The organism is Stenotrophomonas sp. ZAC14A_NAIMI4_1 (assembly GCF_003086915.1).
In the GTDB taxonomy this organism is placed as follows: Bacteria; Pseudomonadota; Gammaproteobacteria; order Xanthomonadales; family Xanthomonadaceae; genus Stenotrophomonas.
In genome coordinates, this window is the sequence record NZ_CP026002.1 from 3,688,974 (window position 1) to 3,713,274 (window position 24,301).

Sequence of the window (24,301 nt, forward strand, 5' to 3'; positions counted from 1 at the left end):
GTCACGCCCCAGATCGATCCCCGCCGCCTGCAGTTTCGGTTCAATCAGATGGTGCAGCTTGCGCGTGCCTATTCGAGGCTGGCGCGCGCGGCAATCGTTCACAAGCGCCAGTGCCGTGGCATTGGCAGCGCCTCGCCGCTGATGACGGTGCCCAGCCTGATAGAACGCCTGCCGACTGATGCCAAAGTGGCGGCAAGCCCTTGCAACGCTTACGCCTTTGAGGCGCCTTTGCGTGAGGACTTGCCGGAAGGCTTTTTTACGATTTTTACCCCGTAATCCTCTTTGAGAACATCCACGATGGCCTCGAAGAGCTGCGCCTTCTCGTTTGCCTCCCGCAACTGGACCTGCAGGGCCTTGATCTGTTGTTCCGGCGTAAGCGGCTTGGCCGCTCCGGCTTTGGGGACAGTGCTCATGGAAGGGAATGATGCCCCACCTGACCAATCTTGCCGACCATGCCGCCGAAGCCAGGAAAGGACCGTGCTGCGTCCCTGAATCCCGTAGCGCTCCTGGGCTTTTTTGTAGGTCAGTTCCCCGCGCTCGACCTGGTCGACCACCGACAACTTGAAGGCCAGCGAGTAATCCCGCTGGCTGCGCCTGATTGTTGATTTCATTGAACATTCCTTTTCCAGAGGGAAAAGGTGTCAACCCAATTCAGGACGGGTCACAGCCAACAAAAAAGCCTCCATTTCTGGAGGCTTCTTTCGTTCTGCAACATGGTGGGCGGTACAGGGATCGAACCTGTGACCCTTGCCGTGTGAAGGCAATGCTCTACCGCTGAGCTAACCGCCCGGTGTGTTGCTGAGCCGCTCATTATAGGGGCTTTTCAGAGGCCGTCAACACCTTTTCACATTTGTGTTCACGGCCGTTTTCGAGGTCTGCAGCCGAGCATGGCTCAGCTCTACTGGGTAGCGGTTCACGGACGTTTTCGAAGCTCGCAGTCGAGCATGGCTCGACTCTACAGAACAGCGGTTCACGTGTGTTTCCAGGGGCGGCGATCGCGCCCCGTTACATCGTGTGCGTCGGCTTGTCCGAGCTGGTCAGGCCGGCCAGCAGGGTCTCGATCTTGTGGCGCACGTTCTCACCTTCCTGGCCGTCGGCCAGCTGCACGCCGATGCCGGCCACGCGGTTGCCCTGTGCGCCGGCCGGGGTCACCCAGATCACCTTGCCGGCCACCGGCAGGCGCTCGCTGGAATCGGGCAGGGTCAGCAGCAGGAACACCTCGTCGCCCAGGAAGTAACGCTTGGGCGTGGGCACGAAGATGCCGCCATTCTTCACGAACGGCATGTACGCGCTGTACAGCGCGGCTTTGTCCTTTACAGCCAGGGACAGGATGCCCTGGCGGGCGTTGCTGGCACTCATCGATTTCCCCTTGCGGCAGGCCGCTCGTTCACCTTGTTCCAGGCCAGCAGCAACTCGACCACCGCAAGGTCTGCACGCACGGTGGTGCGCAGCAGGTCGCGGGTACGGTTGGCAGCATCGAACCACGCTGCAAGCTTGTGCAATCGGTCCGGCGCGGTCAAGGCGTCGGTGCTGGCCTGGGCCAGCGCCAGATCGGCGGCAAAGCGCAGGCGCAGCGCCGCGTTTTCATCGCCGCACCACTTCTGCGCCAGCTCCACCGCACCGGTCTTGCCGGCGGCCAGTTGTTCCAGTTCCCGGCCCACGTCGCGGCGCAGGCTCAGGCCGTCTTCGCGCAGCCAGTTGTCGGCCTGGCCCGGATGGCCGCGCGCCGCGTCCAGCGCTTCGCGCGCGGAGGCTTCGCTGTGGCCCTGCTGCTGCAGCCACGCCATGGCTTCATCGCGCGGCGGCAGCTTGAATTCCAGGCGCTGGCAGCGGCTGCGCACGGTCTGCGGCAGGCGCGCTGGGTCGCTGCTGATCAGCCACAGGTAGCGGCCGGGCTGCGGTTCTTCCAGGGTCTTCAGCAGGGCGTTGGCGGCCGAGCGGTTGATGGCATCGGCCGGGTCGACGATCACCACCTGGGCCACGCCGTACTGCGGGGTCAGCGCCAGCTTGTTGGTGATCTCGCGCACCTGCTCGATGACGATCTCGGTGCGCAGCTTGTCGCCGCTCTTGTTCGGGATGAAGCTGACCAGTTGCAGGTCCGGATGCGTACCGGCGGCAATCAGCTGGCGCGTGCGCGTGGCGTGCGCGGCATCGCCACGGGCCAGCACGTGGTCGGCCAGGGCCAGCGCGACCTCACGCTTGCCCAGCCCGGCCGGGCCGCAGATCAGCAGGCCATGGCCCAGCCGATCGGCATCCAGTGCAGCGACGGTCTGGTCGAAGGCGCGCTGCTGCCAAGGCGAGAAGCTGCTCATGCGCCCTCCCCGGCCTGCAGCCAGCGCTCGACGCTGGCCACCACATCGGCGGCCACGCGTTCCTGCACCTGGCCGGCATCGATCAGCGCAAAGCGCTGCGGATCCTGCTGGGCGCGGCTGCGGAACACCTCGCGCACACGCTGGAAGAAATCGTCCTGCTCGCTTTCAATGCGGTCCGGCCACAGGTCGCGGCCATTGGCGCGGGCGCGGCCCACGGCCACGTCCACATCCAGCAGCAGGGTCAGGCCTGGCAACAGGCCGACCGCGCGGCGTTCCAGGTCGGCAATCCACTGCGGGTCCAGGCCACGGCCACCGCCCTGGTAGGCGTAGCTGGAATCGGTGAAGCGGTCGCTCAGCACGTAGGCACCGCGCTGCAATGCCGGCTGGATGACCTGGCGCACGTGCTGGGCGCGCGCGGCAAACACCAGCAGCAGCTCGGCTTCGGCACTGAGCGGCTCGGCGGCGATCTCGGCGTCGGGCTTCAGCACCAGGCCGCGGATGCGCTCGGCCAGCGGGGTACCGCCCGGCTCGCGGGTCAGCACGACCTCGTGGCCGTGGCTGCGCAGGCAATCGCGGATGGCGTTGATGGCGGTGGTCTTGCCCGCGCCCTCGCCGCCTTCCAGGCTGACGAAACGCGGGTGGCGAAGCAGCGCGGAACTCATTGCGCCGGGGTCTCCTTGGTACGTTGCTGGCGCAGCTGCTGCAGGTAGCGGGCTACGGCGGCGTTGTGCTGGTCCAGGCTGGGCGAGAACACGTGCGCGCCACTGCCATCGCCCACGGCGACGAAGTACAGCGCATCGCCCGCCGCCGGCTGGGCGGCCGCCATCAGCGCATCACGGCTGGGCATGGCGATCGGGGTCGGGGTCAGGCCGGCACGGGTGTAGGTGTTGTAGGGCGTATCGGTGGTCAGGTCGCGGCGGCGGATATTGCCGTCGTAGGCCGTACCGATGCCGTAGATGACGGTGGGATCGGTCTGCAGGCGCATGCCGATCTTCAGGCGGCGCATGAACACCCCGGCAATCTGCGGGCGCTCGCTGGCCAGCGCGGTTTCCTTTTCGATGATCGAAGCGATCGTCAGCAGTTCATACGGGCTGTTGATCGGCAGGTCGGCGGCACGGCTTTCCCAGGCCTCGTCCAGCGCTTTTTCCATCGCGGCATGGGCGCGCTTGAGCACGTCCATGTCACTGTCGCCGCGCTGGTAGACGTAGGTTTCCGGCAGGAAGCGGCCTTCCGGGTGCTGGCCGCCGAAGCCCAGGCGCTGCATCAGCGCGGCGTCATCCAGGGTATCGGTGGTGTGCAGCAGCGGCTCGGCGCGTTTCAGCGCAGCGCGCACCTGGCGGATGTTCCAGCCTTCGACAAGGGTGACGCGGTGCTGCAGCACCTTGCCGGCGCGCATGCGCAGCAGCAGCTCGCGCGGGGTCAGGCTGCTGTCCAGCGCGTACTCGCCCACCTTCAGCTTGCCGGCGGCATCGAGCTGGCGGGCCAGCAGCTGCCACTGGGTGTCCTGGCCTTCATCCACACCGGCATCGCGCAGCTTGCGCAGCACGGTGTTCATGCCATCGCCGCTGGCGATGACCACGCTCTCGGCGGACGGGGTGATATGGCGGTCTGCGAACTGGCCCTGCTGGTAGAAGAACCACGCGCCCACGCCGGCGAGGACGGCGCCCAGCACCACCACCAGCATGACCACGAACAGACACCCGCGCTTGGCTCCCGCCATGGACTACCTCTGAATGCGATTCCGCCGTGCAGGATACCGTGCCGGGTGGCGTGGGGTCATGACCGGGGTGGCCCCCGACCCCGCTTCGCTCGCCGGGCATGGCCCGGCGCTACCGGCTCCGGGCGATCCCATGGCGATTCATCCACGCATGGCGTGGATCTACTACCGGCAGTAGAGCCACGCCATGCGTGGATGAACCGCCGGTAGCGCCGGGCCATGCCCGGCGGGGGCGTCCGTGCCGACCAACGGTCGGCACCCACCAGGACTGGTAGCGCCGGGCCATGCCCGGCGGGGGGCGATCGGTTACCCCTGCTGGCCCAGCGCCCGCAGCAGGCCGCGGGCCTTGGCGCGGGTCTCGTCCAGTTCCTTGTCCGGGTCCGAGTCGACCACGATGCCGGCACCGGTGCGGAAGCTGACTTCGTGCCCATCCACTTCGGCGGTGCGGATGAGGATGTTCAGGTCCAGGTCGCCATCGCGGTTCAGCCAGCCGAATGCGCCGGTATAGGCACCGCGCGGCACCTGCTCCAGTTCGCTGATGATCTGCATGCAGCGCACCTTGGGGCAGCCGGTGATGGTGCCACCCGGGAAGGTCGCGGCGATCACCTCGCCCGGGGTCACCTCGGGGCGCAGGTGGCCGCTGACGTTGCTGACGATGTGGTGCACGTGGGCATAGCTTTCCACGGTCATCAGTTCATCGACCACCACGGTGCCGGGCAGGCAGATGCGGCCCAGGTCGTTGCGCTCCAGGTCGATCAGCATCACGTGCTCGGCGCGCTCCTTGGGGTGGCCGACCAGTTCCTGGATGCGCGCGGCATCGTCGTCGCCTTCAAAGCGCGGGCGGGTGCCGGCAATCGGCCGGGTCTGCGCGTGGCCGGCATGCACCGATACCAGCCGCTCCGGCGAGGAGCTGACCACGTGGCGGCCATGCGCGGTGAACAGGCCCGCGAACGGTGCGGGATTGGCGCGGCGCAACTGCGCGTACAGCGCCTGCGGGCTGACCAGCGCGGCGAACTGCGCGCTCCAGCGCCGCGACAGGTTCACCTGGAACACGTCGCCGGCACGCAGGTACTCGATCACCCGGCGCACGCCGTCGGTGAAGCGCTGCGGCGCGTCCTCGCCCACCGACTGCGGCGGCTGCCAGCCCTGCCCGGCGTCGGGCGGCGCGGCCGAGGCCTGTGCCAGCAGCGCATCCAGCAGCGCCTGTTCGCCCGCTTCGGCGATGACGAAGCTGGCATCGTTCTCGTGGTCGTGCAGCACGGCCGCCGGGCAGCGCAGGGCCAGTGCGGTCGGGCGACCGTCGTCGCGCGCACGCGCCGGCAGCACGGTTTCAATCTGGCTGGCCACTTCGTAGTCGAGCATCAGCGCCCAGCCGCCGCGGAACGGCAGGCTGTGGCTGCCGTCGTGCGGCAGGCGCGCGGCCTGCCAGGCGCGGTCCAGCACCTGCAGGAAGCTGCCCGGCTGCACGGCGTCGTGCTGGTCGCGCACCTGGCCGTCGGCGTCCAGCCGCAGGCTGTCGCCCTGCGCGGCCAGCAGCAGGCTCCAGCGGCCCTGGGCGGTGCCCGAGGCGGTGGATTCCATCAGCAGGGGGAAGCGCGCCGGGTCGTGCTGCTGCAGGGCCAGCAGGTCGATCGGGTGCGGCAGCGGGTGGATCAGCGGGGCGTGGGTCATGGCGGCCAGTTCGGGGGTTCAGATGCACGGAAGCCGCCTTGCGGCGGCTCCGTGGTGCACGGCGTTGATCCGTTTGTCGGATTGCCGATAGGTAGAGTCGACTGTCAGTCGGCTGCTTTCCCATCAACGATCACCGCGGCGGATCGAAAGGCAGTCGACTAACAGTCGACTCTACCAATGCGACGTCGAGCATGGCGCGACGTCGCAACTCGGTCAGACGCGCTTGAAGATCAGCGTGCCGTTGGTGCCGCCGAAGCCGAAGCCATTGGACATCACCACGTCGACCTTGGCCTGGCGTGCTTCGTTGGGCACGTAGTCCAGGTCGCAGCCTTCGCCCGGCTGCTCCAGGTTGATGGTTGGCGGGATGACGTTGTCCTGCAGTGCCATCACCGAGAAGATCGCTTCCACGCCGCCAGCGGCACCCAGCAGGTGGCCGGTCATCGACTTGGTGGAGCTGACCATCATCTTGTAGGCGTGGTCGCCGAAGGCGGCCTTCATGGCCATGGTTTCGCCCAGGTCGCCCAGCGGCGTGGAGGTGCCGTGTGCGTTGAGGTAACCGACCTGTTCCGGGGTCACGCCGGCGTCGCGCATGGCCATGGCCATGCAGCGGGCGGCGCCTTCGCCGTTCTCGCTCGGGGCGGTCATGTGGTACGCGTCCGAGCTGGCGCCGAAGCCGGCCAGTTCGCAGTAGATCTTCGCGCCACGGGCCTTGGCGTGTTCGTACTCTTCCAGCACCAGGATGCCGGCGCCGTCACCCAGCACGAAGCCGTCGCGGTCCTTGTCCCACGGGCGCGAGGCCTGTTCCGGGGCATCGTTGCGGGTGCTCATGGCCTTCATCGCGCAGAAGCCGCCCAGGGCGGTCGGCGAGGAACCGCGCTCGGCGCCACCGGCCACCATCACGTCGGCATCGCCGTACTGGATCATGCGCATCGCGGTACCGATCGAATGGTTCGAGGTCGCGCACGCCGAGACCGCCGAGAACGACGGACCCTTCAGGCCGGTGATGATGCTCAGCTGGCCCGGCAGCATGTTGATGATGGTCTTGGGCACGTAGAAGGGCGAGATCTTCTTGCCCTCGTGGAAATCGATGGTCTGCTCTTCGATGCCCAGCAGGCCGCCGATGCCGGCGCCGACGATCGCGCCGATGCGCTCGGCGTTGGCTTCGGTGATCTCCAGGCCTGCATCATGCAGGGCCATGAAGGAGGCACCGAGGCCGTAATGAATGAACGGGTCCATCTTCTTGGCATCCTTGCCGCTGACCCGGAATTTGCCGAACAGTTCGTTGTCGGCGGTGATGTCAAAGCCTTTGACCTCACCTGCAATCTTGGTGGTGAACCGATCCAGGTAGGCATCAGAAACGTTGGTCAGCGGACCGATGCCCGAACGACCCTGGGTGATGCCTTCCCAGCTGCTGGCCAGATCATTGCCCAACGGCGAGACGATACCCAGGCCGGTTACGACGACGCGACGCTTCATTGCTGATTCTCCTGACCCGATGATGTCAACGGGCAACTCGGTTCTACTGCGGTGTGATGCTCAAACACACGGGGCCGCAACTGCGGCCCCATGGGGTGCGGTGCGCGGCGAGCGGAACCCGCGCGCGCACTGCCGTCTGACATCAGGCCTTGACGTGGGCCTTGATGTAGTCGATGGCGGCCTGCACGGTGCTGATCTTCTCGGCTTCTTCGTCCGGGATCTCGCACTCGAACTCTTCTTCCAGGGCCATCACCAGCTCAACGGTGTCCAGCGAGTCAGCGCCCAGGTCATCGACGAACGATGCGCTGTTGGTGACTTCTTCTTCCTTGACGCCAAGCTGTTCGACGACGATTTTCTTGACGCGTTCTTCGATGGTGCTCATGGGGTATCGCTCCAGATGGAGTAGTGGTTCAAAAGTGGTCGCCATCGGATGGCGATGGCCGTGGGATAGTGTAGTGGAAACCGGCGGGGCCTTGCATAGGTGCAAAAAACCCAGCAGATCAACCACTTGCGGCGCAATCCGTGCGCCCCTTGCTTACGGCATGTACATGCCGCCGTTCACATGGAGGGTTTCGCCGGTGATGTAGCCGGCCGCCGGGCTGGCCAGGAAGGCCACCGCATGGGCGATGTCTTCCGGCGAACCGAGGCGTTCGAGGGCGATGTCGTTGATCAGGGCGGTGCGGGCTTCTTCCGGCAGCGCCTTGGTCATGTCGGTGTCGATGAAGCCGGGGGCGACGACATTGACGGTGACGCCGCGCGAGCCGATTTCCTTGGCCAGCGACTTGCTGAAACCGATGATGCCGGCCTTGGCGGCGGCGTAGTTGGCCTGGCCGGCATTGCCGGTCACGCCCACCACCGATGCGATGTTGATGATGCGGCCCTTGCGCGCCTTCATCATGCCGCGCATGACCGCCTTGCTGGTGCGGAACACGCTGGTCAGGTTGGTGTCGATGATCGACGCCCAATCGTCTTCCTTCATGCGCATCAGCAGGTTGTCGCGGGTGATGCCGGCGTTGTTGACCAGGATCGAGATGGCGCCGAATTCCTTGGCGATGCCGTCCAGCACGCTTTCTAGTGCGGCAGCGTCGGTGACGTTCAGCGCGCGGCCGTGGCCGCCGTGGGCCGCCAGGCGCTCGCCGATCGCGGCAGCGCCGGATTCGGTGGTGGCGGTGCCGATGACGGTGGCGCCCTGGGCGGCCAGCAGATCGGCGATGGCGGCACCAATGCCACGGCTGGCGCCAGTGACCAGTGCGATTTCACCCTGCAGGGGCTTGCTCATGATGTTGTCCTCAAACGTGGGCAGCGACCGCGCCCGTGCCGCTTGCAGCGGCCACCGGCACGGTCGGCAGGAACAGGGGGATCAGGCCGACCACGCCTCGCGGGCGCCTTCGAAGTCGCCCGGGGTCGCCAGGGAACGGCCGTCGATGGACTTGTCGATGCGCTTGATAAGGCCGGTCAGCACCTTGCCCGGGCCGCACTCGGCAATCTGGGTGATGCCACGGGCGGCCAGGGCCTGCACGCAACCGGTCCACTGCACCGGCTGGTACAGCTGCTGCACCAGCGCGGTACGGATGGCATCGACGCCGTCATGCACCTTGGCATCGACGTTCTGCACCACCGGCAGCTGCGGTGCCAGCCAGGACAGGCCGGCCATCACTTCGGCCAGGCGGTTGGCGGCTTCGCGCATCAGCGGGGTGTGCGAGGGCACGCTGACGGCCAGCTTCACCGCCTTGCGCACGCCCTTTTCAGCCAGCAGCGCCAGCGCGCGGTCGACCGCGGCAGCGTCGCCACCGATGACGATCTGGCCCGGCGAGTTGAAGTTGGCCGGCACCACGATCTGGCTGCCCGCCGCTTCGGCGCAGACGTCCAGCACCAGCTGGTCCTCGGCACCGAGCACAGCGGCCATGGCACCGACGCCGGCCGGCGCGGCTTCCTGCATCAGCTGGCCGCGCAGGCGCACCAGGTGCGCACCGTCATGCAGGCTCAGTGCGCCGGCAGCGACCAGCGCGGTGTATTCGCCCAGGCTGTGGCCAGCCAGGACCGAAGGGCGCGGACCGCCTGCGGCGTTCCAGGCGCGCCATGCGCCGATGCTTGCGGCCAGCAGGGCCGGCTGGGTGTATTCGGTACGGTTGAGCATTTCCTCCGGGCCACCCTGGGACAGCGCCCACAGGTCGACGCCGGCACCATCGGATGCTTCGGTGAAGGCTTCACGCACCTGCGGGTGCAGCTCGGCCAGCTCGGCCAGCATGCCCACGGACTGCGAGCCCTGACCGGGGAAGACAAATGCGAGGGTGGATACGGTCACGCGGTCATCCGCTTGTTGCAATCGAAGCGGGCCATGATAAGGGCGAATCCCCCGTGTCGTCTGTACGTGCGCGTATGCAGGGCGTATGGACCCACAACGGGGTCGGATCCCTTTTCCACCGGAAAAGGGCTCTGACCCCTGCCCCGCGAACGGGTCCGGTAGCGCCGGGCCATGCCCGGCGGACCGCAATCAGCAGAACAGCTGCAGGACGTCCAGCTCGCCATCGGCAAACCAGTCCACGCACAGTCCCACCACCATGATCAGGCCCAGCGTGGTGGCGCCATGGGTGATGAAGATCGACTGCGCCAGCGCGCGGGCCGAGCGGCCCAGCTTCATGCACACCCGGGCCAGGCCCTGCAGCCGGCCACTGACCGAATGCACGTGCGCGCGTACCGGCGCCTGCACGCCATTCATGGCCTCGGCCATCATCGCCTGCAGGTGCTGCGGCCGGTCGGCGTAGTACTTGGCCACGCCATAGCCGAACATCAGCCAGTCGCGCGCCTGGGCCTCGGCCAGGTCCATCACTTCCAGCGGGTCTTCCTCGAAATCGATGAAGCCCACGTTCTGCCCGTCCCAGGTGAGGTTGCGCGGCACCGGCTGGCCGAAATACGCGCCACGGCCATGGGCCTCGGCGAGCGCCTTCATGGCCGCCGCTACCAGCCGGTCACGACCGGCATCATCGGCTTCGCGCAGGCAGGTATTGAAGGACCCGCCGTTGTCGCCGATCACCAGCGCGGCGTGGCCGCTGCCGATCACTTCGGGCACGTTGACGCCCTGCGCGTGCAGCTCGCCCAGGCGGCGCGCCTCGGTCTTGCACGCGGCATCACCCCCGCGGTGCGGCGGCGGACGCAGGGCATCGAGGTGGAAGCGGCGGGCGATGAAATTGAGCAGGCCCAAGGCGAATGCGCGGCTTCCCTTGCCGTACTGCTTCAGCCAGGCGCGCTGCCCTTCGATGACGATGGGCTCAACCATGACGGATCTCCTGAAACGCGTTACGGCCCCAGAGGGGCCGTAACGACAGACTTCACGTTGTCGTAACTACGCTATCAATAGCGCAGCAGGGCCGAACCCCACGTGAAGCCGCCACCGAAGGCTTCCAGCAGCAGCAGCTGGCCGCGCTCGACCTTGCCCGAACGCACCGCGGCGTCCAGCGCCAGCGGCACCGAGCCGGAGGAGGTGTTGCCGTGGCGGTCGACGGTGACCACGACCTGGTCCATCGACATGTCCAGCCGCTTGGCGGTGGCTTCGATGATGCGCAGGTTGGCCTGGTGCGGAATCAGCCAATCCAGGTCGGACTTGCCCAGGCCGTTGGCCTCCAGGGTTTCGTCCACGACCGAGTCCAGCGCCTTGACGGCGTACTTGAACACGTCGTTGCCCTTCATGTTGATGGTGCCGCCGCCGTTGCCGCTGCCATCCTTGAAACCGACCGACACGCCGACCGGGTTCCACAGCAGCTCTTTCTTGCTGCCATCGGAATGCAGGTGGGTGCTGAGGATGCCGGTTTCTTCGTCGGCCTTGAGCACGACCGCGCCGGCACCGTCGCCGAACAGCACACAGGTGGTGCGATCTTCCCAGTCGACGATGCGGGTCAGCGTTTCGGCGCCGATCACCAGCACATGGCGGGCGTCACCGGAACGGATGAACTTGTCGGCCACGCTGAGCGCGAACACGAAGCCCGAGCAGGCCGCGTTGACGTCGAAGGCGGGGCAGCCCGACGCACCGAGCTTGGCCTGGATCAGGCACGCGGTGGACGGGAAAATAAGGTCAGGGGTGGTCGTACCGACCACGATCATGTCGAGCTGCGAAGCGTCGATACCGGCCGCTTCAAGCGCACGCACTGCGGCGTGGTAGCCGAGGTCGCTGGTGGTTTCGCCTTCGGCCGCGATGTGCCGTTCACGAATACCGGTGCGCGACTGGATCCACTCATCCGAGGTTTCGACCATTTTTTCCAGGTCGGCGTTGGTCAGGACTTTTTCCGGCAAATAGCTACCGGTGCCCGCGATCCTCGAGTAGATCCGCTTGCTCATCATGTTTCCTGTTGCGCAGGCTGCCGATCACCGGCATGCCCGGGGAAGAAGGCAAAGGCCGCTGCCCTGGGGGCAGCGGCCTTTCGGCACATCAATCTTCTTCGACGGCCGAGGTCTTGGTCTGGATGACCTTCTTGCCGCGGTAGAAACCGTCAGCAGTGATGTGGTGACGCAGGTGCACTTCGCCGGTGGTCGGGTCGGTCGACAGCTGCTTGGCGCTCAGGGCGTCATGCGCACGGCGCATACCGCGGCGGGACGGGGTGACACGGGATTTCTGGACAGCCATGGGATTGCTCCAAACTCGGTTCGATTTGCTTCGTCGTATCGTCGCGCAGGACGCCAGCGCCCAGCACACTTTCGCTTTCGCCGCAGCCGCCGACGACAATCCGGCTGCTAATGCTTTTACTCTTTCTTCAGTGCCGCCAACGCCGCAAACGGGTTGGCCTGCTTTGTTTCTTCTTCGGTCGGTGCCCAGTCCTTGTTGACTGCCTCACCGTCCGGCGACAGCGGTACCACCGGTACCGCCAGCACCAATTCATCTTCGACCAGGTCCAGCGGACGCAGCTGCCCATCTTCCGGCACCAGCAACGCCTCGTACTCCTCGGGCAGGGACGATTCCTCGTCCTCGTCGCGGATCAGGCCAAGCCTCTGGGTCATCTTCACCGGCAACAGGAATCGCTGCATGCTGCGCTGACAGGTCAGCGGCAACGCGGTATCGATGGTCAGTTCCACATAGGATACCCGCAAGATGTCGTCGCGACCGAATTCAAGCGAGTAATTGCACTCACCGTCGGTATCGGCGACCAACCCTTGCAGGCGAGTCAAATCAGCCAAAGAGACCTGGCCGTCGAAGCGCCTTCGCGCTACGACCATCCGCCAAGCATCCAGCGTTTCGGGCACGTTCGCGGACATAAGCCGCTGAATACTAAGGATCGGGACCGCCGCTGTCAAATGCCCGCCATACAGGGGCTTGCTGGCAGCGCCGATGCCGGGCCAGACTGCCGCGCCCTGCCCCGGAATTGTCGCATGCCTGCCCTGCTCCTGGCCTCCACTTCCCGCTACCGCCGCGAGCTGCTGCAGCGCCTCGGCCTGCCCTTCGACTGCGCACGCCCGGAGGTGGACGAGACCCCGCAGGCCGGCGAGGCCCCGCGGGCCCTGGCCGGACGGTTGGCGGCTGCGAAGGCTGCCGAGGTCGCCGCACGGCATCCCGGCGCGTGGGTGATCGGCTCGGACCAGGTGGCGGACCTGAATGGACAGCCGCTGGGCAAGCCGGGCACGGTCGAGGCCGCCTGCGCGCAGCTGGCGGCGATGGCCGGGCAGACGGTGCGCTTCCATACGGCCATCAGTCTCACGCGCGATGGAGAATCATTTGCGGCGATGGACCTGACCGAAGTGCGCTTCCGCCCGCTGCAGGCCGAGGAAATTGCCCGCTACGTGGCCGCCGAACAACCGCTGGACTGCGCCGGCAGCTTCAAGTGCGAAGGCCTGGGTATCAGCCTGTTCGAGGCAATCGACAACCGTGATCCCACCGCCCTGATCGGACTGCCGCTGATTGCCCTGTGTGCGCTGCTGCGCCGGGCCGGGTTCGCAGTGCCGTAATTTGTAGAGTCGAGCCATGCTCGACTGCTCCTGCTGTTTTGTAGAGTCGAGCCATGCTCGACTGGATGCAGGGAGCAGTCGAGCATGGCTCGACTCTACAAAGGTTTACCGACCCACCTCGAACGGCTGTTCCTGCCAGTCCTCCACGCTGCCATCGCGGCCATGCAGGCGCAGTCCCAGCCAATGCCGGCCAGGTGACAGCCCCAGCGTCTCCACGCTGGCATCGAAGCCGGCATTCGGGTGCTGCGGGTCGTTGGACATCGGCCACATCGGCCGGATGTCGAGCTCGCGGCCGTACTGGGCATCGCCCACCGGCTGCCCGTCCACCAGCACTTCCACGCGCGCCAGGCCGACGCCGTCCTTGAACGCCCACCCCTTCACCGCCAACGTGCCCGACACCGCTTCGCCATTGCCCGGCGAATCGAGATAGGCCACCGCTGGCGTCACGCACTCGCCCTCTGCGCGCTGCGCAGGCAGGCGGAACAGCAGGAAGCGCTGGAAACCGTGATCGTTGCTGACCACCCGCGGCGGCGGCAGCGGCCCGACCTGCGCGCAGACCGCGTGGTAGCGCGGCACCAGATCGCGGAAGCGCTGGTCGCTGGGCGAGAGCACCAGCAGCATCGGCCCACTGCGCTCGCCTTCGTGCACCTGGCCCCATTGCGCCAGCTGCGCGGTGCGCCCGTGCTTGTCGTTCAGCGGGTGCGGCAGCACCAGGATATCGGCGTCGCCCAGCTGGAAGCCGAGCTCGGCACCCACCTTGAAGTTGCCAGCCAGCACGCGCGTGCCTTCCGGCATCTGTGCCAGTTCGTCGCGCACGGCGGCCGCCAGCGGCTCCCAGCCGGCGAAGTTGCGCGGGTAGTACTTGTCACCGGCCAACTGCTCGCGCAGCGAGGGCGTGGATGCCATCAGGTAATAGCCGAAGGACAGCGCCATGCCGATGCCGGCCAGCCACCAGCCGGTACGGCGCAGCCAGCGCGGCCATCCATTGAGCACCACCGGCACCGCCACCAGCAGAGCGAGGTAGCCGGGCAGCGGCCAGTGGAAGCTGATGCGCTCGACATCGGTGAAGAAGCCCAGCAGGAAGATGCCCAGGGTGGACACGCCACCGACCAGGCCGAAGTAGCGCCACTGCACGCGCGCGCCACCACCACTGCGCGTACCGGCCAGCGCCACTTTCCACATCGCGATGCACAGGATGGGCGTGACCAGCATCGGCTGGATGACCAGGAACCACAGGCCCCGCCACTCGAACGCCCAGGGATGGCGCTCGACCACCTGGAATTTCAGGCCGGCATCATGGTTGTCGGCATTCCAGGCCAGCAGCGGCAACCAGGCCAGCACGCCCACCGCCAGCGCCACCCACACGCGCGGGTCGGTCAGCATCCGCCGGCCCTGCGGCAGTGCCAGCAGCGCGATGAAGCCGACGCCGATCACGCCGATGAAGCGGTAATGGCTGAGCGCGCCGATCAGCAGGCCCAGGCCCAGCATGATGGCCGAGGACGCATCGACGTTGCGCAGCAGGCGCGCACCGGCATCCAGGCACAGCACCGCGGCCAGTGCCATCGGCACATCGGGCACGGCCAGCAGGCCCAGCGTGGCCGACAACGGCATCAGCAGGGTCAGGCTGCCCGCTTGCCAGCCGGCCACGTTGCCGAACCAGCGCGTGGCGATGCGCATGACCAGCAATGGCAACAGGGCGCCGATGGCCAGGAACGGAAGACGCAGCGCCAGCACGTGATGGCCGCCGATCTCCACGCCCAGGCGCGCCAGCCACGCGGTCAGCCCGGGCAGGTCGGAGTACGCGGCGGCCAGGTGCTGGCCTTCCTGCCAGTAGAACGCTTCGTCCACGAACAAAGGCAGACGTGCGGCCACAAGCAGCTTGGCCGCTGTGACCAGCGTCCACAACCAGAGAAAAATCGTGCGTGCGCGTTGTTCGCCCTGCATTGCTCTATGGATAGAATCGAATGGTTCCCGAACGTGAGACGACCATGCCAGCTCCGTCCCCCATGCCCAGCATGCTAACCGATCAACTGCGCCAGGCCCTGCGAGAGGCACAGGATCAGGTCAATGCACTGGTGCTCGGCAAGGTGCCGGAAGTCAGGCTGGCTTTTGTCGCCCTGCTTTCCGGTGGCCACCTGCTCATCGAAGATCTGCCCGGCCTGGGCAAGACAACGCTGGCCCATGCACTGGCCAGCAGCCTGGGCTTGAGCTTCCAGCGCGTACAGTTCACTTCAGACCTGCTGCCGGCCGATGTGCTGGGCGTATCGGTCTACGACGCCGCTACGCGCCAGTTCCAGTTCCACCCCGGCCCGGTGTTCTCGCACGTGCTGCTGGCCGACGAGATCAACCGCGCGCCGCCGCGCACGCAGAGCGCACTGCTGGAGGCGATGGCCGAACAGCAGGTGACGCTGGACGGGCAGACCCATCCGCTGCCCGATCCGTTCTTCGTGATCGCCACGCAGAACCCGGTCGATCTCTCCGGCACGTTCCCGCTGCCCGATTCGCAGCTGGACCGCTTCCTGCTGCGGCTGGCCATGGGCTACCCCAGCCCGCAGGCCGAGCGCGAACTGCTGCGCGGCACCGACCGCCGCGACCTGATCGCGCGTGCCGTGCCGCAGCTGGATGACAACCAGGTGCGCGAACTGCGCGCTGCAGTCAGCCAGATCCACGTCAGCGACGCCCTGGTGGATTACGTGCAGGCCCTGCTGACCCGCAGCCGCCAGCATGCCGGCGTGCGCGTTGGCCTGTCGCCACGTGCCGGCCTGGCCCTGCTGCGCGCCGCCAAGGCGCACGCGCTGCTGCTCGGCCGCGGCCACGTGGTGCCCGAAGACGTGCAGACCCTGTTCGTCGCCGTGGCCGGCCACCGCCTGGTCGGCGAGTCCGAGTCGAACACGGGGCCGGCGCTGGCGCGCGCGATCCTGCAGACCGTCGCGGTGGATTGAGGATGCCTGCACGCGGCTCACGCCTGCTGCGCCTGGCGCGCCCGCGCACGCCCGAAGCATTGCCGCAGCGGCTCCACCGCCGGCGCATCTATGTGCTGCCCACGCGCTTCGGGCTGTTCGTGGCCGTGTTGCTGTCGGCCATGCTGCTGGGCGCACTGAACTACAACAACAACCCGGCCCTGCTGCTGGCGTTGCTGTTGGCGGCAGCCGCCATCGCCAGCACCATCGCCGCCCACCTGCAGCTGTCGGGCGTGCAGGTCGATGCGATCTCGGCCGAGCCGGTGCCTGCCGGCCAGCCGCTGCGCCTGCGCGTGGACCTGTCGCTGCGCGATCCGCGGCCACGGCACGGCCTGGAACTGCAGGTCGGCGACAGCCAGGCCTGGACCGACCTTCCCGCACACGGCCGGGGCGAAGTGGAACTGGACGTGCCCACCGAACGCCGTGGCTGGCTCGACCTGCCACGCATCCGCCTGTCCAGCACCCAGCCGCTGGGCCTGGTGCGCGCATGGTCCTGGGTGTGGCCGGAACAACCGCTGCTGGTGCACCCGGTGGCCGAAGCGGTGGCGCAGCCCCTGCCCGAACAGGGCAGCGACCCGCTGCACACCCGCGCCCATGCCAGCGGCGAAGAACTGCACCAGCTGCGCCCGTACCGCGCAGGCGATCCGCCGCGCAGCATTGCCTGGAAACACTCGGCACGGCGCGACACCCTGCTGGTGCGCGAATACGAGAAGCCGGTCGGCATCGAAGTGGTGCTGGACTGGCGTGCACTGGCCACGCTGCCGACGGAAGTGCGCATTTCGCGCCTGGCGCGCTGGGTCGACAGCGCCGAACGCGAGGGGCGCCGCTACACGCTGCTGCTGCCCGGCCAGCCCGCGCTCGGCCCCGGCCAGGGCGCGAGCCACCATCAAGCGTGCCTGCGCGCACTGGCACTGATGCCCCATGACTGAGCCCGCCCTCCTGCTGGATCGCAATGCACGCGGCTGGACACTGGCCAGCGCTGCGCTGGCACTGCTGCCCCTGCTGCTGCAGCTGCCCGGGCCGCTGGCGGCACTGATCGCCGTGGCGGGCGTGGCCACCGCTGCGCTCTCGCTGCGAGGCGTACTGCCCATACCGGTGCGCCTGCTGCTGGTGCTGGCCATGCTGGGTGCCATCGTCTGGCAGATGGGCGCGGTGCGCCCGGGGCGTGACACCGGCTGCGCATTGCTGGCAGCGATGCTGGCGATCAAATCCAGCGAGCTGCGCAGCGTACGCGATGCACGCAGCCTGCTCGGCTTCGCCCTGTTCGCGCCGTTTGCCGCCTTCCTGCTCGACCAGGGACCGCTGACCACCCTGCTGGCCGCGCTGGCCGGCGTCACCGCCCTGCTCGCCCTGCAGCGGCTGGCCCACAACGAAGGCCGCAGCGCACCGCTGCCGCTCACTGGCCAGGTGCGCGGCGTCGGCCGCCTGCTGCTGATCGGCCTGCCGCTGGCGCTGGCCTGCTTCTGGCTGTTCCCGCGGCTGACCTCGCCGCTGTGGGGCGTGCCCGAGCGCGCGGTCGGCACGCCGGGCCTGTCCGAATCGATGGAGCCGGACCAGTGGCTCGACCTGATGGCCGACGACACCCCGGCGCTGCGCGTGCAGTTCTTCGGTGCCGCGCCGCAACCCGAGCAGCGCTACTGGCGCGGACCGGTGCTGAGCCGGTTCGATGGCCACGTCTGGACGCGCGACCGCAACGCCGATTACCGGCCCATGCCGCAGGTGGCGCACGAAGGCCAGGGCTGGGACTACCAGATCGACTACGAGCCGACGGACCGCCGCCTGCTGGTTGCGCTGGACCTGCCCACGGCGGCGCCGGAAGGCGCGATGCTCAATGCCGAGATGAGCCTGGCCAGCCAGCGCACGCTGTCGGCGCTGAGCCGCTGGCGCCTGCACTCGGCACCCGCAGCACGCTTCGATGCCGACCTGCCGGACAACCAGCGGCGGGCGGCGCTGCAGCTGCCGGCCAACTTCAACCCGCGCACCGCAGCGCTGGCCCGGCAGTGGCGGCAGGAAGCCGGCACCGACGATGCCGCCGTGGTCCGCCGTGCGCTGGACTGGATCAAGGCTGATTTCTCCTACACGCTGGTGACGCCGCCGCCGGGGCGCGATCCGGTGGATGAGTTCCTGTTCGGCTACAAGGCCGGCTTCTGCCAGCACTTCAGTTCGGCCTTCGTCGTGCTGATGCGCAATGCCGGCGTTCCCGCGCGCGTGGTGACCGGCTTCGCCGGCGGCACCCGCAACCGGGTGGGCGATTACTGGGTGGTGCGGCGCATGGATGCCCATGCCTGGGCCGAGGTCTGGCTGCCCCAGCGTGGCTGGGTGCGGGTGGACCCGACCGCAGCGGTGGCGCCCGAGCGCATCCTCGATACGCTGGAAGACCGCCTTCCCGAAGGTGGCGACCTCAATCTGCAGCAGCGCTGGCTGCAGGCTGGCCAGCTCGGCGACTGGCTGCGCCGGGGCTGGAACGACCTGGTGCTGTCCTTCGACGCGCGCCGCCAGCAGCAGCTGCTGCAGCCGCTGGGCCTGGATGACCTGGGCCCGGGCCAGCTGCTGGCCGGGTTCGTGGCAGCCGCCGTGCTGGCGCTGGGCTGGATGGCCTGGCTGCTGGCCCGTGGCGAACGCGAGCGCGATCCCTTGCTGCGCGTCTGGCACCGGCTGGGCCGTCGCTACGCACGGCTGGGGCTGGCCCGCGAGGCGCACGAACCAGCCCTGGCCTGGGCCCAGCGGGTGCACGCCCAGCGCCCCGATCCGGCCCTCATCGCACTCAGCCAGCGTTTCGCCGAAGCGCGCTACGCTGGCACTCGAACCGAGCTCGCCCCATTATTGCGGGACCTGCGCAGGCATCGCCCGACTTCCGGAGCTACTTCATGAACACCAAGTTCCTTCTCACCGCCGTGGCCGCCCTGGCCCTGTCGGCCTGCGCCACGGCCCCCAAGCCGCTGCAGGGTCAGTTCAGCGTGGTTTCCCCGCGCGACTCGGTTGCCACCCAGCAGGTCGGCACCCCCGTTCGCTGGGGTGGCCGCATCATTGAAACCCAGCCTGGCCAGGGCGAGACCTGCTTCCAGATCATCTCGCGCCCGCTCAATGGCAGTGGCCGCCCGAACACCACCTCGTCCGACGCCAGCGACGGCCGCTTCATCGCCTGCCGCGCCGGCTTCTACGACCCGGCCGTCTTCGAGGAAGGCCGTGACGTGACCTTCATCGGCAAGATCGATGGTTACGCCAACACCCGCATCGGCGAGTACGACTACCGCCTGCCCAAGCTCTCCGCCGACGTCATCTACCTGTGGCCGGAACAGCGCCAGGTCGATGTGGTGCCCTACCCGTACAGCCCGTGGGGCCCGGGTCCGTGGGGCCCGTACTGGGGCGGCTACCGTGGCTGGGGCTGGTGGTAAGCCCGCGACGGTTGACGTGATGTAGAAGGCCGCCCTCGGGCGGCCTTCTTGTTGGCGCCATCCACGGTGGGTGCCGACCGTTGGTCGGCACGGAAGCCATGGATGCGGCTGCCTCAACGCCCCGGCGTACCGAAATGGCCCAGCGGCGCACCGGCCAGTAGGTGCATGTGGATATGGAACACGGTCTGCCCGGCATCCTCGCGGCAGTTCATCACGATGCGGTAGCCGTCTTCTGCGAAGCCTTCGCTGCGCGCATACGCGGCGGCGGCCAGGGCCAGCTTGCCGATCAGGTGCGCCTGCGAGGGCTGCAGGTCGTCCAGGGTCGGGATGATCTCGTTCTTCGGAATGAACAGCACGTGCACCGGCGCCTGCGGCGCGATGTCCTTGAAGCCCAGCACCTCGTCATCCTCGTAGACGATGGTGGCCGGGATCTCGCGACGGATGATCTTGCTGAAGAGGGTTTCGGTGCTCATGGTCGGCCTCGGCGGGATGTCTTCCGCATTGTAGGCCGGCCACGCCACGCGCGGCCGCGGTCAATCGCGGAATTCGCTGCGCGTCCCGAACGCATGCGACAGCGTGCCGCGATCAACGTATTCCAGTTCGCCACCCAATGGCAGGCCCTGCGCTAGGCGGCTGGGCTGCACCTGGCGCGCACGCGCCAGCTGGGCGAGGTAATGCGCGGTGGCTTCCCCTTCAACGGTGGCGCTGGTGGCGATGATCAGTTCCTGCACTTCGCCCTGCGCCAGCCGCTGTTCCAACTGCTCCAGGCCCAGCTCGCGCGGGCCGACGCCATCGAGTGGCGACAGCCGGCCCTGCAGCACGAAGTAGACGCCACGGAAGCCGGTGGCGTTCTCGATGGCCAGGCGATCGGCCGGTGATTCGACCACGCACAACTGGCTGCGTTCGCGACTGTTGTTGGCGCAGGTCGGGCACAGCTCGGTTTCGCTGAAATCGCGGCACTGCGCGCAATGGCCGATGCGTTCGACCGCCAGCGCCAGCGCTTCGGCCAGGCGCTGCCCGCCTTCGCGTTCGCGCTCGAGCAGGTGGTAGGCCATGCGCTGCGCGGTCTTCTGGCCGACGCCAGGCAGCACCCGCAATGCATCGATCAGTTGTTCAAGCAGGGGTGCGGACACGGCGACAGGCTTTGTAGAGTCGAGCCATGCTCGACTGATTTGCTTGGTAGAGTCGAGCCATGCTCGACTGAAGGTTGGAACAGTCGAGCAAGCTCGACTCTACGCGGTCGATGGCACCCGATTACACGGGTGCCACGCTGAACATCAGAACGGCAGCTTCATGCCCGGCGGCAGCTGCATGCCGGCGGTGGCCGAACCCATCTTCGACTTCGATTCGGCGTCGATCTTGTTGGACGCATCGTTGAAGGCGGCGGCGATCAGGTCTTCCAGCATTTCCGGATCGCTGGCCAGCGACGGGTCGATGCGCACCTTGCGGCATTCCTTGGCGCCGGTCAGGGTCACGCTGACCATGCCGCCACCGGCGCTGCCGGTCACTTCGATCTTGGCGATTTCTTCCTGGGCCTTCTGCAGGTTTTCCTGCATCTTCTGGGCCTGCTGCATCAGTTGGGCGATGTTGCCGCGCATAGTGTCTTACTCGTCAAAAGAACGGATGGAATCGGAAACAACCCGGGCGCCATGCTGCTGGATCAGCAGCTGCACTTCCGGATCGTCCATGAAAATGGCCTCGGCGGCCTGTTGCCGCTCGCCACGCTGGCGGTCGGCACGCTGGTGCAGGGTCTCGGCCGGCACGTGTTCGGTTTCCACGGTCTCGACCACGATCCTCGGCGCCTGGCCCAGGGCCTTTTCCAGCATTTCGCCCAGGGCGGACAGCGCGCGTTCGGAACGCAGGTATTCAAATCCGGGCGAAAGGCCCAGTTTCAAGGTACCGCCCTGGCAGCTGATGAAGGCGGCATTGGCCGCCAGCTGCCGCGAGGGGCCGCTCAGGCCGCTGTTGGCCACCAGATCCAGCCAGTCCTCGGCGCTGGCCAGATCGGACACACCCTCCTGCGCCAGCGGCGCGGGTGCTGCTTTCGGCGAGGCCGGGGCGATCGCGATCCCTTCGGCCTGGAACGTGCGTTCCGGCTCGGCCGCCACAGCAACCGGTGCCGGGGCCGGCGGCTCCTGCCACGGCGCGACCATGGCCGCTTCCGGGGTGGCCATCACGACCGGCACGTCGATCTCCTCCGCCAGCGCCTGATCGCGCGCCTCGGCCTCATCCGTGGCCCACGGCGGCAGATCGTCGGCGGCCACTTGCGGCGCCGCTTCGGCCTTCACCGGCGGCGGCGACTCGGGTTCCTGCACCGGGACCGGTTCAGGCTCCGGCTCCGGCGTCGGGTCCGGCTCAGGCTCAGGTTGCGGAGCCGGCTCAGGTTCGGGGTCAGGCTCGCGCGGCGCGGCCTGCACCGGCGCGGTCACCTCGGCCACGGCCACAGGGCCCGCCGCGGCGGCCGCAGCCACAGGCGCGGCGTCCTGGCTGCCGGCACCGGCAGGGCCACCGCCGGCGTTGCCGCCGCTTGCGCCACCACCGACAGCCCCTTCGACCGTCTTCGGTACCGGCGGCACCGCAGCAGCCGGGCGGAACGCCAGCATGCGCAGCACCGCCATCTCGAAGCCGGCACGCGGGCTGGGGGCCAGCGGCAGGTCACGACGACCGTTCAGGGCCATCTGGTACCAGAGCTGCACCACTTCCGGGCGCAGGCGCTCGGCGAATGCGGCGGCATCCAGGCCCTCGGCAGGGGCGGCGGCGCCGGGCACCAGCTGCTGCACCTGGATGCGGTGCAGGCCTTCAGCCAGCGCTTCCAGCACGCCACTCCAGTCCGGCGAAAATTCGGCCAGCGCGGCCACCACCTGCAGCAGGCGCGGGCCATCGCCCTCGGCCAGTGCATCGAGCATGGCGGCCACCTGGGTACGGTCGACCGTGCCCAGCATGGTGCGCACCACGTCCTCGCGCAGCGCGCCGCCGGCGTAGGCGATCGCCTGGTCCAGCAGCGACAGGCCGTCGCGCAGGCTGCCATCGGCAGCCTTGGCCAGCTGCACGATGGCGCTGCCGTCGGCCTCGATCTCCTCTGCGGCGAGGATGCGGGTCATCTGCCCCTGGATCTGGTCCTCGTCCAGGCGCTTGAGGTTGAACTGCAGGCAGCGGCTGAGCACGGTGACCGGCAGCTTCTGCGGGTCGGTGGTGGCCAGCAGGAACTTCACGTGCTCCGGCGGCTCTTCCAGCGTCTTCAGCAGCGCGTTGAACGCCGCCTTGGAAAGCATGTGCACTTCGTCGATCAGGTAGACCTTGTACTTGCCGCGGGAGGGCATGTACTGGGCGTTCTCGATCACCTCGCGCACGTCATCCACGCCGGTGTTGGACGCGGCATCGATTTCCAGCAGGTCGATGTAGCGGCCGGCGTCGATGTCCAGGCAGGCCGCACACTGGCCGCACGGGTCGGCGCTGGTGCCCTGTTCGCAGTTAAGCGATTTGGCGAAGATGCGCGCGATGGTGGTCTTGCCCACGCCGCGGGTACCGGTGAACAGGAACGCGTGGTGGACCCGGCCGCTGTCCAGCGCATTGCTGAGCGCACGGACCACGTGTTCCTGGCCCACCAGCTCGGCAAAACGCTTCGGACGCCACTTGCGGGCAAGCACGAGATAGGACATCAGGCCACCGTCTTCCATCGGATGTTCCATTGTGCCATGCCTGTCCAGCCCCCTCGCCTCCGGCACGCCCACTGCACATCGATGACTGGGGGTGCTTGTGTAAGGCCGCGCCGCCCGCTAGAATCTGCGCCCCTGCTGAGGCGTTTGCCGATGGCAGGGATCCGGAGAGGTGTCCGAGTGGTTGAAGGAGCACGCCTGGAAAGTGTGTAAGCGTCTAAACCGCGCTTCGGGGGTTCGAATCCCCCTCTCTCCGCCAGACAAACGCAAAAGGGCCGCCCATAGGGTGGCCCTTTTGCGTTTGTCTGGCGGATGGGATGGGTGGTGAGAAGCCCCGCCGGGGTTCGACGGTTCTGCAGGAGCAGAACCGGACAGCCGCAGGCTGGTCCCGAGGCGCAACGCGCATCGGGATCGGGTGCATGGATGCACCCGACAATCCCCCTCTCTCCGCCAGACTGACCCGTCCTGCCATAGGTTGACACCCATGGGGTGAATGAACCGGCCGCCTTCAGGCGGCCAAGGACGCCCGATGCATCGCATCGGGCGTCTGCATTTTAAGGGACAGGTGGGGTCGCTCGGCGTTGTAGATTTCTACTGCCTCAGCCACCATCTGGCGGGCCTGCCCAAGGTCCCGCGGGCGATGGAGCAGAAACTCGCATTTCAGGATCCCGTTGACTCGTTCTGCCAGAGCATTCTGATAGCAGTCATAGCCGTCGGTCATCGAGCAGACCAAGCCATGCTTGGCGTGGATATGCTGGTAGTTGTCCGAGCAGTATTGAATGCCTCGATCCGAATGGTGGATCAGTCGCTGCCTCGTTTTCCGGGCTTTCAGGGCCATTTCCAGTGCTTGCGCGGTATGTTCGGTCTGCAGCGTCTCATTCACGCTCCAGCCCACAATCTTGCGTGACCAGGCATCGGTAACCAGGCTCAGATAAACGAATTTTCCATCCGTGGGCAGATAGGTGATGTCAGCCACCCACACCTGTTCGCAACCATTGGGAACTACGCAATTTTCCCCGGGTTTGAGCAGGTTGGGATGTTTGCGGAAGCGATGATGGCTATCGGTGGTCTTGTGATACGCGCGACGTTGCGGCACCAGCAGCCGTGCCTCTCGCAGCACGTCAAATAGACGGTCACGCCCCAGATCGATCCCCGCCGCCTGCAGTTTCGGTTCAATCAGATG

At 67.4% G+C, this 24,301-nt stretch carries 24 protein-coding genes, 2 tRNA genes, 1 pseudogene and 1 other annotated feature (1 of these 28 running past the window's edge); of the genes and pseudogenes, 6 read left to right on the plus strand and 21 right to left on the minus strand.

Translation table 11 applies throughout. The features are described from left to right. From C1926_RS16865 to C1926_RS16935, 15 genes and pseudogenes are all read right to left on the minus strand, one after another. Window positions 1-611 (minus strand): annotated as a pseudogene (locus C1926_RS16865) (IS3 family transposase); the annotation flags it as partial. 103 nt (window positions 612-714) lie between these two features. After that, a tRNA-Val gene (locus C1926_RS16870) sits at window positions 715-789 on the minus strand. Between the two features lie 216 nt (window positions 790-1,005). Next, window positions 1,006-1,359, minus strand: a complete 354-nt coding sequence (locus tag C1926_RS16875) for a PilZ domain-containing protein (protein WP_079220849.1) — start codon at window positions 1,357-1,359, stop codon at window positions 1,006-1,008. Next, the gene (locus C1926_RS16880) at window positions 1,356-2,312 is read right to left on the minus strand and encodes a DNA polymerase III subunit delta' (protein WP_079220848.1); all 957 of its coding nucleotides are present in this window, start codon (window positions 2,310-2,312) and stop codon (window positions 1,356-1,358) included. Before C1926_RS16880 ends, C1926_RS16875 begins: the two co-directional genes overlap by 4 nt. Then, window positions 2,309-2,974, minus strand: a complete 666-nt coding sequence (gene tmk, locus C1926_RS16885; protein WP_108760000.1) for a dTMP kinase — start codon at window positions 2,972-2,974, stop codon at window positions 2,309-2,311. Before tmk ends, C1926_RS16880 begins: the two co-directional genes overlap by 4 nt. Beyond that, on the minus strand, window positions 2,971-4,032 hold the full coding sequence (mltG, locus tag C1926_RS16890; protein ID WP_108760001.1) for an endolytic transglycosylase MltG: 1,062 nt from the start codon (window positions 4,030-4,032) through the stop codon (window positions 2,971-2,973). Before mltG ends, tmk begins: the two co-directional genes overlap by 4 nt. A gap of 303 nt (window positions 4,033-4,335) precedes the next feature. Beyond that, on the minus strand, window positions 4,336-5,700 hold the full coding sequence (locus tag C1926_RS16895; RefSeq protein ID WP_108760002.1) for an aminodeoxychorismate synthase component I: 1,365 nt from the start codon (window positions 5,698-5,700) through the stop codon (window positions 4,336-4,338). Window positions 5,701-5,913: 213 nt separating this feature from the next. Further along, complete coding sequence (gene fabF, locus C1926_RS16900; protein ID WP_108760003.1) at window positions 5,914-7,176, minus strand: beta-ketoacyl-ACP synthase II; 1,263 nt, start codon at window positions 7,174-7,176, stop codon at window positions 5,914-5,916. 142 nt (window positions 7,177-7,318) lie between these two features. After that, window positions 7,319-7,558 (minus strand): acyl carrier protein, encoded by a 240-nt coding sequence (gene acpP, locus C1926_RS16905; protein WP_005415509.1) that lies wholly within the window; start codon window positions 7,556-7,558, stop codon window positions 7,319-7,321. 153 nt (window positions 7,559-7,711) lie between these two features. Beyond that, window positions 7,712-8,455 (minus strand): 3-oxoacyl-ACP reductase FabG, encoded by a 744-nt coding sequence (fabG, locus tag C1926_RS16910; protein WP_108746060.1) that lies wholly within the window; start codon window positions 8,453-8,455, stop codon window positions 7,712-7,714. Window positions 8,456-8,536: 81 nt separating this feature from the next. Further along, window positions 8,537-9,481, minus strand: a complete 945-nt coding sequence (fabD, locus tag C1926_RS16915) for an ACP S-malonyltransferase (RefSeq protein WP_108760004.1) — start codon at window positions 9,479-9,481, stop codon at window positions 8,537-8,539. A gap of 189 nt (window positions 9,482-9,670) precedes the next feature. Then, window positions 9,671-10,453 (minus strand): serine/threonine protein phosphatase, encoded by a 783-nt coding sequence (locus C1926_RS16920; RefSeq protein WP_079220842.1) that lies wholly within the window; start codon window positions 10,451-10,453, stop codon window positions 9,671-9,673. 74 nt (window positions 10,454-10,527) lie between these two features. Further along, the gene (locus tag C1926_RS16925; RefSeq protein WP_079220841.1) at window positions 10,528-11,508 is read right to left on the minus strand and encodes a beta-ketoacyl-ACP synthase III; all 981 of its coding nucleotides are present in this window, start codon (window positions 11,506-11,508) and stop codon (window positions 10,528-10,530) included. A gap of 91 nt (window positions 11,509-11,599) precedes the next feature. Next, window positions 11,600-11,794, minus strand: coding sequence for a 50S ribosomal protein L32 (rpmF, locus tag C1926_RS16930; RefSeq protein ID WP_004154640.1), 195 nt, complete (start codon window positions 11,792-11,794; stop codon window positions 11,600-11,602). 116 nt (window positions 11,795-11,910) lie between these two features. Then, entirely contained in the window at window positions 11,911-12,420 is a 510-nt protein-coding gene (locus C1926_RS16935; protein ID WP_079220840.1) for a YceD family protein, read from the minus strand. A gap of 114 nt (window positions 12,421-12,534) precedes the next feature. Here C1926_RS16935 and C1926_RS16940 point away from each other — a divergent pair, with 114 nt between their 5' ends. Further along, window positions 12,535-13,107, plus strand: a complete 573-nt coding sequence (locus C1926_RS16940; protein WP_108760005.1) for a Maf family nucleotide pyrophosphatase — start codon at window positions 12,535-12,537, stop codon at window positions 13,105-13,107. 105 nt (window positions 13,108-13,212) lie between these two features. On the opposite strand, the gene C1926_RS16945 is transcribed toward C1926_RS16940, so the two are convergent. Then, a complete protein-coding gene (locus C1926_RS16945) occupies window positions 13,213-15,051 on the minus strand; it encodes a glycosyltransferase family 39 protein (RefSeq protein ID WP_108760006.1) in 1,839 nt (612 codons plus the stop codon). Window positions 15,052-15,095: 44 nt separating this feature from the next. Here C1926_RS16945 and C1926_RS16950 point away from each other — a divergent pair, with 44 nt between their 5' ends. From C1926_RS16950 to C1926_RS16965, 4 genes are read left to right on the plus strand one after another with little or no spacing between them, the layout of a single operon-like run. Next, the gene (locus C1926_RS16950) at window positions 15,096-16,049 is read left to right on the plus strand and encodes a MoxR family ATPase (RefSeq protein WP_108760744.1); all 954 of its coding nucleotides are present in this window, start codon (window positions 15,096-15,098) and stop codon (window positions 16,047-16,049) included. Between the two features lie 2 nt (window positions 16,050-16,051). Then, on the plus strand, window positions 16,052-16,996 hold the full coding sequence (locus tag C1926_RS16955; protein WP_108760007.1) for a DUF58 domain-containing protein: 945 nt from the start codon (window positions 16,052-16,054) through the stop codon (window positions 16,994-16,996). Beyond that, entirely contained in the window at window positions 16,989-18,938 is a 1,950-nt protein-coding gene (locus C1926_RS16960; RefSeq protein WP_108760008.1) for a DUF3488 and transglutaminase-like domain-containing protein, read from the plus strand. The genes C1926_RS16955 and C1926_RS16960 overlap by 8 nt, the downstream gene beginning before the upstream one ends. After that, window positions 18,935-19,462, plus strand: a complete 528-nt coding sequence (locus tag C1926_RS16965; protein ID WP_079220835.1) for a Slp family lipoprotein — start codon at window positions 18,935-18,937, stop codon at window positions 19,460-19,462. Before C1926_RS16960 ends, C1926_RS16965 begins: the two co-directional genes overlap by 4 nt. A gap of 113 nt (window positions 19,463-19,575) precedes the next feature. Here the strand turns inward: C1926_RS16965 and C1926_RS16970 are convergent, their stop codons facing one another. The 4 genes from C1926_RS16970 to dnaX all read right to left on the minus strand — a co-directional run bounded on the left by C1926_RS16970 (window position 19,576) and on the right by dnaX (window position 23,139). After that, entirely contained in the window at window positions 19,576-19,935 is a 360-nt protein-coding gene (locus C1926_RS16970; RefSeq protein ID WP_108760745.1) for a histidine triad nucleotide-binding protein, read from the minus strand. A 60-nt stretch (window positions 19,936-19,995) separates the two neighbouring features. Next, window positions 19,996-20,595, minus strand: a complete 600-nt coding sequence (gene recR, locus C1926_RS16975) for a recombination mediator RecR (protein ID WP_108760009.1) — start codon at window positions 20,593-20,595, stop codon at window positions 19,996-19,998. A gap of 144 nt (window positions 20,596-20,739) precedes the next feature. Continuing rightward, a complete protein-coding gene (locus C1926_RS16980; RefSeq protein WP_004154630.1) occupies window positions 20,740-21,060 on the minus strand; it encodes a YbaB/EbfC family nucleoid-associated protein in 321 nt (106 codons plus the stop codon). A gap of 6 nt (window positions 21,061-21,066) precedes the next feature. After that, window positions 21,067-23,139: a DNA polymerase III subunit gamma/tau gene (gene dnaX, locus C1926_RS16985; RefSeq protein WP_108760010.1), complete on the minus strand. Its 2,073-nt coding sequence runs from the start codon at window positions 23,137-23,139 to the stop codon at window positions 21,067-21,069. Window positions 23,140-23,284: 145 nt separating this feature from the next. Here dnaX and C1926_RS16990 point away from each other — a divergent pair. Continuing rightward, window positions 23,285-23,377: transfer RNA gene (locus C1926_RS16990), tRNA-Ser, on the plus strand. A 249-nt stretch (window positions 23,378-23,626) separates the two neighbouring features. Here C1926_RS16990 and C1926_RS16995 read toward each other — a convergent pair. Further along, a complete protein-coding gene (locus C1926_RS16995) occupies window positions 23,627-24,094 on the minus strand; it encodes an IS3 family transposase (RefSeq protein ID WP_216822022.1) in 468 nt (155 codons plus the stop codon). A 103-nt stretch (window positions 24,095-24,197) separates the two neighbouring features. Beyond that, window positions 24,198-24,301: a sequence feature (16S ribosomal RNA rRNA prediction is too short), on the minus strand (it continues 394 nt past the right edge of the window).

Coding starts and splice junctions, on each gene's coding strand:
- C1926_RS16875 (WP_079220849.1), bottom strand. CDS start 1,359: ATGAGTGCCAGCAACGCCCGCCAGGGCATCCTGTCCCTGGCTGTAAAG.
- C1926_RS16880 (WP_079220848.1), bottom strand. CDS start 2,312: ATGAGCAGCTTCTCGCCTTGGCAGCAGCGCGCCTTCGACCAGACCGTC.
- tmk (WP_108760000.1), bottom strand. CDS start 2,974: ATGAGTTCCGCGCTGCTTCGCCACCCGCGTTTCGTCAGCCTGGAAGGC.
- mltG (WP_108760001.1), bottom strand. CDS start 4,032: ATGGCGGGAGCCAAGCGCGGGTGTCTGTTCGTGGTCATGCTGGTGGTG.
- C1926_RS16895 (WP_108760002.1), bottom strand. CDS start 5,700: ATGACCCACGCCCCGCTGATCCACCCGCTGCCGCACCCGATCGACCTG.
- fabF (WP_108760003.1), bottom strand. CDS start 7,176: ATGAAGCGTCGCGTCGTCGTAACCGGCCTGGGTATCGTCTCGCCGTTG.
- acpP (WP_005415509.1), bottom strand. CDS start 7,558: ATGAGCACCATCGAAGAACGCGTCAAGAAAATCGTCGTCGAACAGCTT.
- fabG (WP_108746060.1), bottom strand. CDS start 8,455: ATGAGCAAGCCCCTGCAGGGTGAAATCGCACTGGTCACTGGCGCCAGC.
- C1926_RS16920 (WP_079220842.1), bottom strand. CDS start 10,453: ATGGTTGAGCCCATCGTCATCGAAGGGCAGCGCGCCTGGCTGAAGCAG.
- C1926_RS16925 (WP_079220841.1), bottom strand. CDS start 11,508: ATGAGCAAGCGGATCTACTCGAGGATCGCGGGCACCGGTAGCTATTTG.
- rpmF (WP_004154640.1), bottom strand. CDS start 11,794: ATGGCTGTCCAGAAATCCCGTGTCACCCCGTCCCGCCGCGGTATGCGC.
- C1926_RS16935 (WP_079220840.1), bottom strand. CDS start 12,420: ATGTCCGCGAACGTGCCCGAAACGCTGGATGCTTGGCGGATGGTCGTA.
- C1926_RS16940 (WP_108760005.1), top strand. CDS start 12,535: ATGCCTGCCCTGCTCCTGGCCTCCACTTCCCGCTACCGCCGCGAGCTG.
- C1926_RS16945 (WP_108760006.1), bottom strand. CDS start 15,051: ATGCAGGGCGAACAACGCGCACGCACGATTTTTCTCTGGTTGTGGACG.
- C1926_RS16950 (WP_108760744.1), top strand. CDS start 15,096: ATGCCAGCTCCGTCCCCCATGCCCAGCATGCTAACCGATCAACTGCGC.
- C1926_RS16955 (WP_108760007.1), top strand. CDS start 16,052: ATGCCTGCACGCGGCTCACGCCTGCTGCGCCTGGCGCGCCCGCGCACG.
- C1926_RS16960 (WP_108760008.1), top strand. CDS start 16,989: ATGACTGAGCCCGCCCTCCTGCTGGATCGCAATGCACGCGGCTGGACA.
- C1926_RS16965 (WP_079220835.1), top strand. CDS start 18,935: ATGAACACCAAGTTCCTTCTCACCGCCGTGGCCGCCCTGGCCCTGTCG.
- C1926_RS16970 (WP_108760745.1), bottom strand. CDS start 19,935: ATGAGCACCGAAACCCTCTTCAGCAAGATCATCCGTCGCGAGATCCCG.
- C1926_RS16980 (WP_004154630.1), bottom strand. CDS start 21,060: ATGCGCGGCAACATCGCCCAACTGATGCAGCAGGCCCAGAAGATGCAG.
- dnaX (WP_108760010.1), bottom strand. CDS start 23,139: ATGGAAGACGGTGGCCTGATGTCCTATCTCGTGCTTGCCCGCAAGTGG.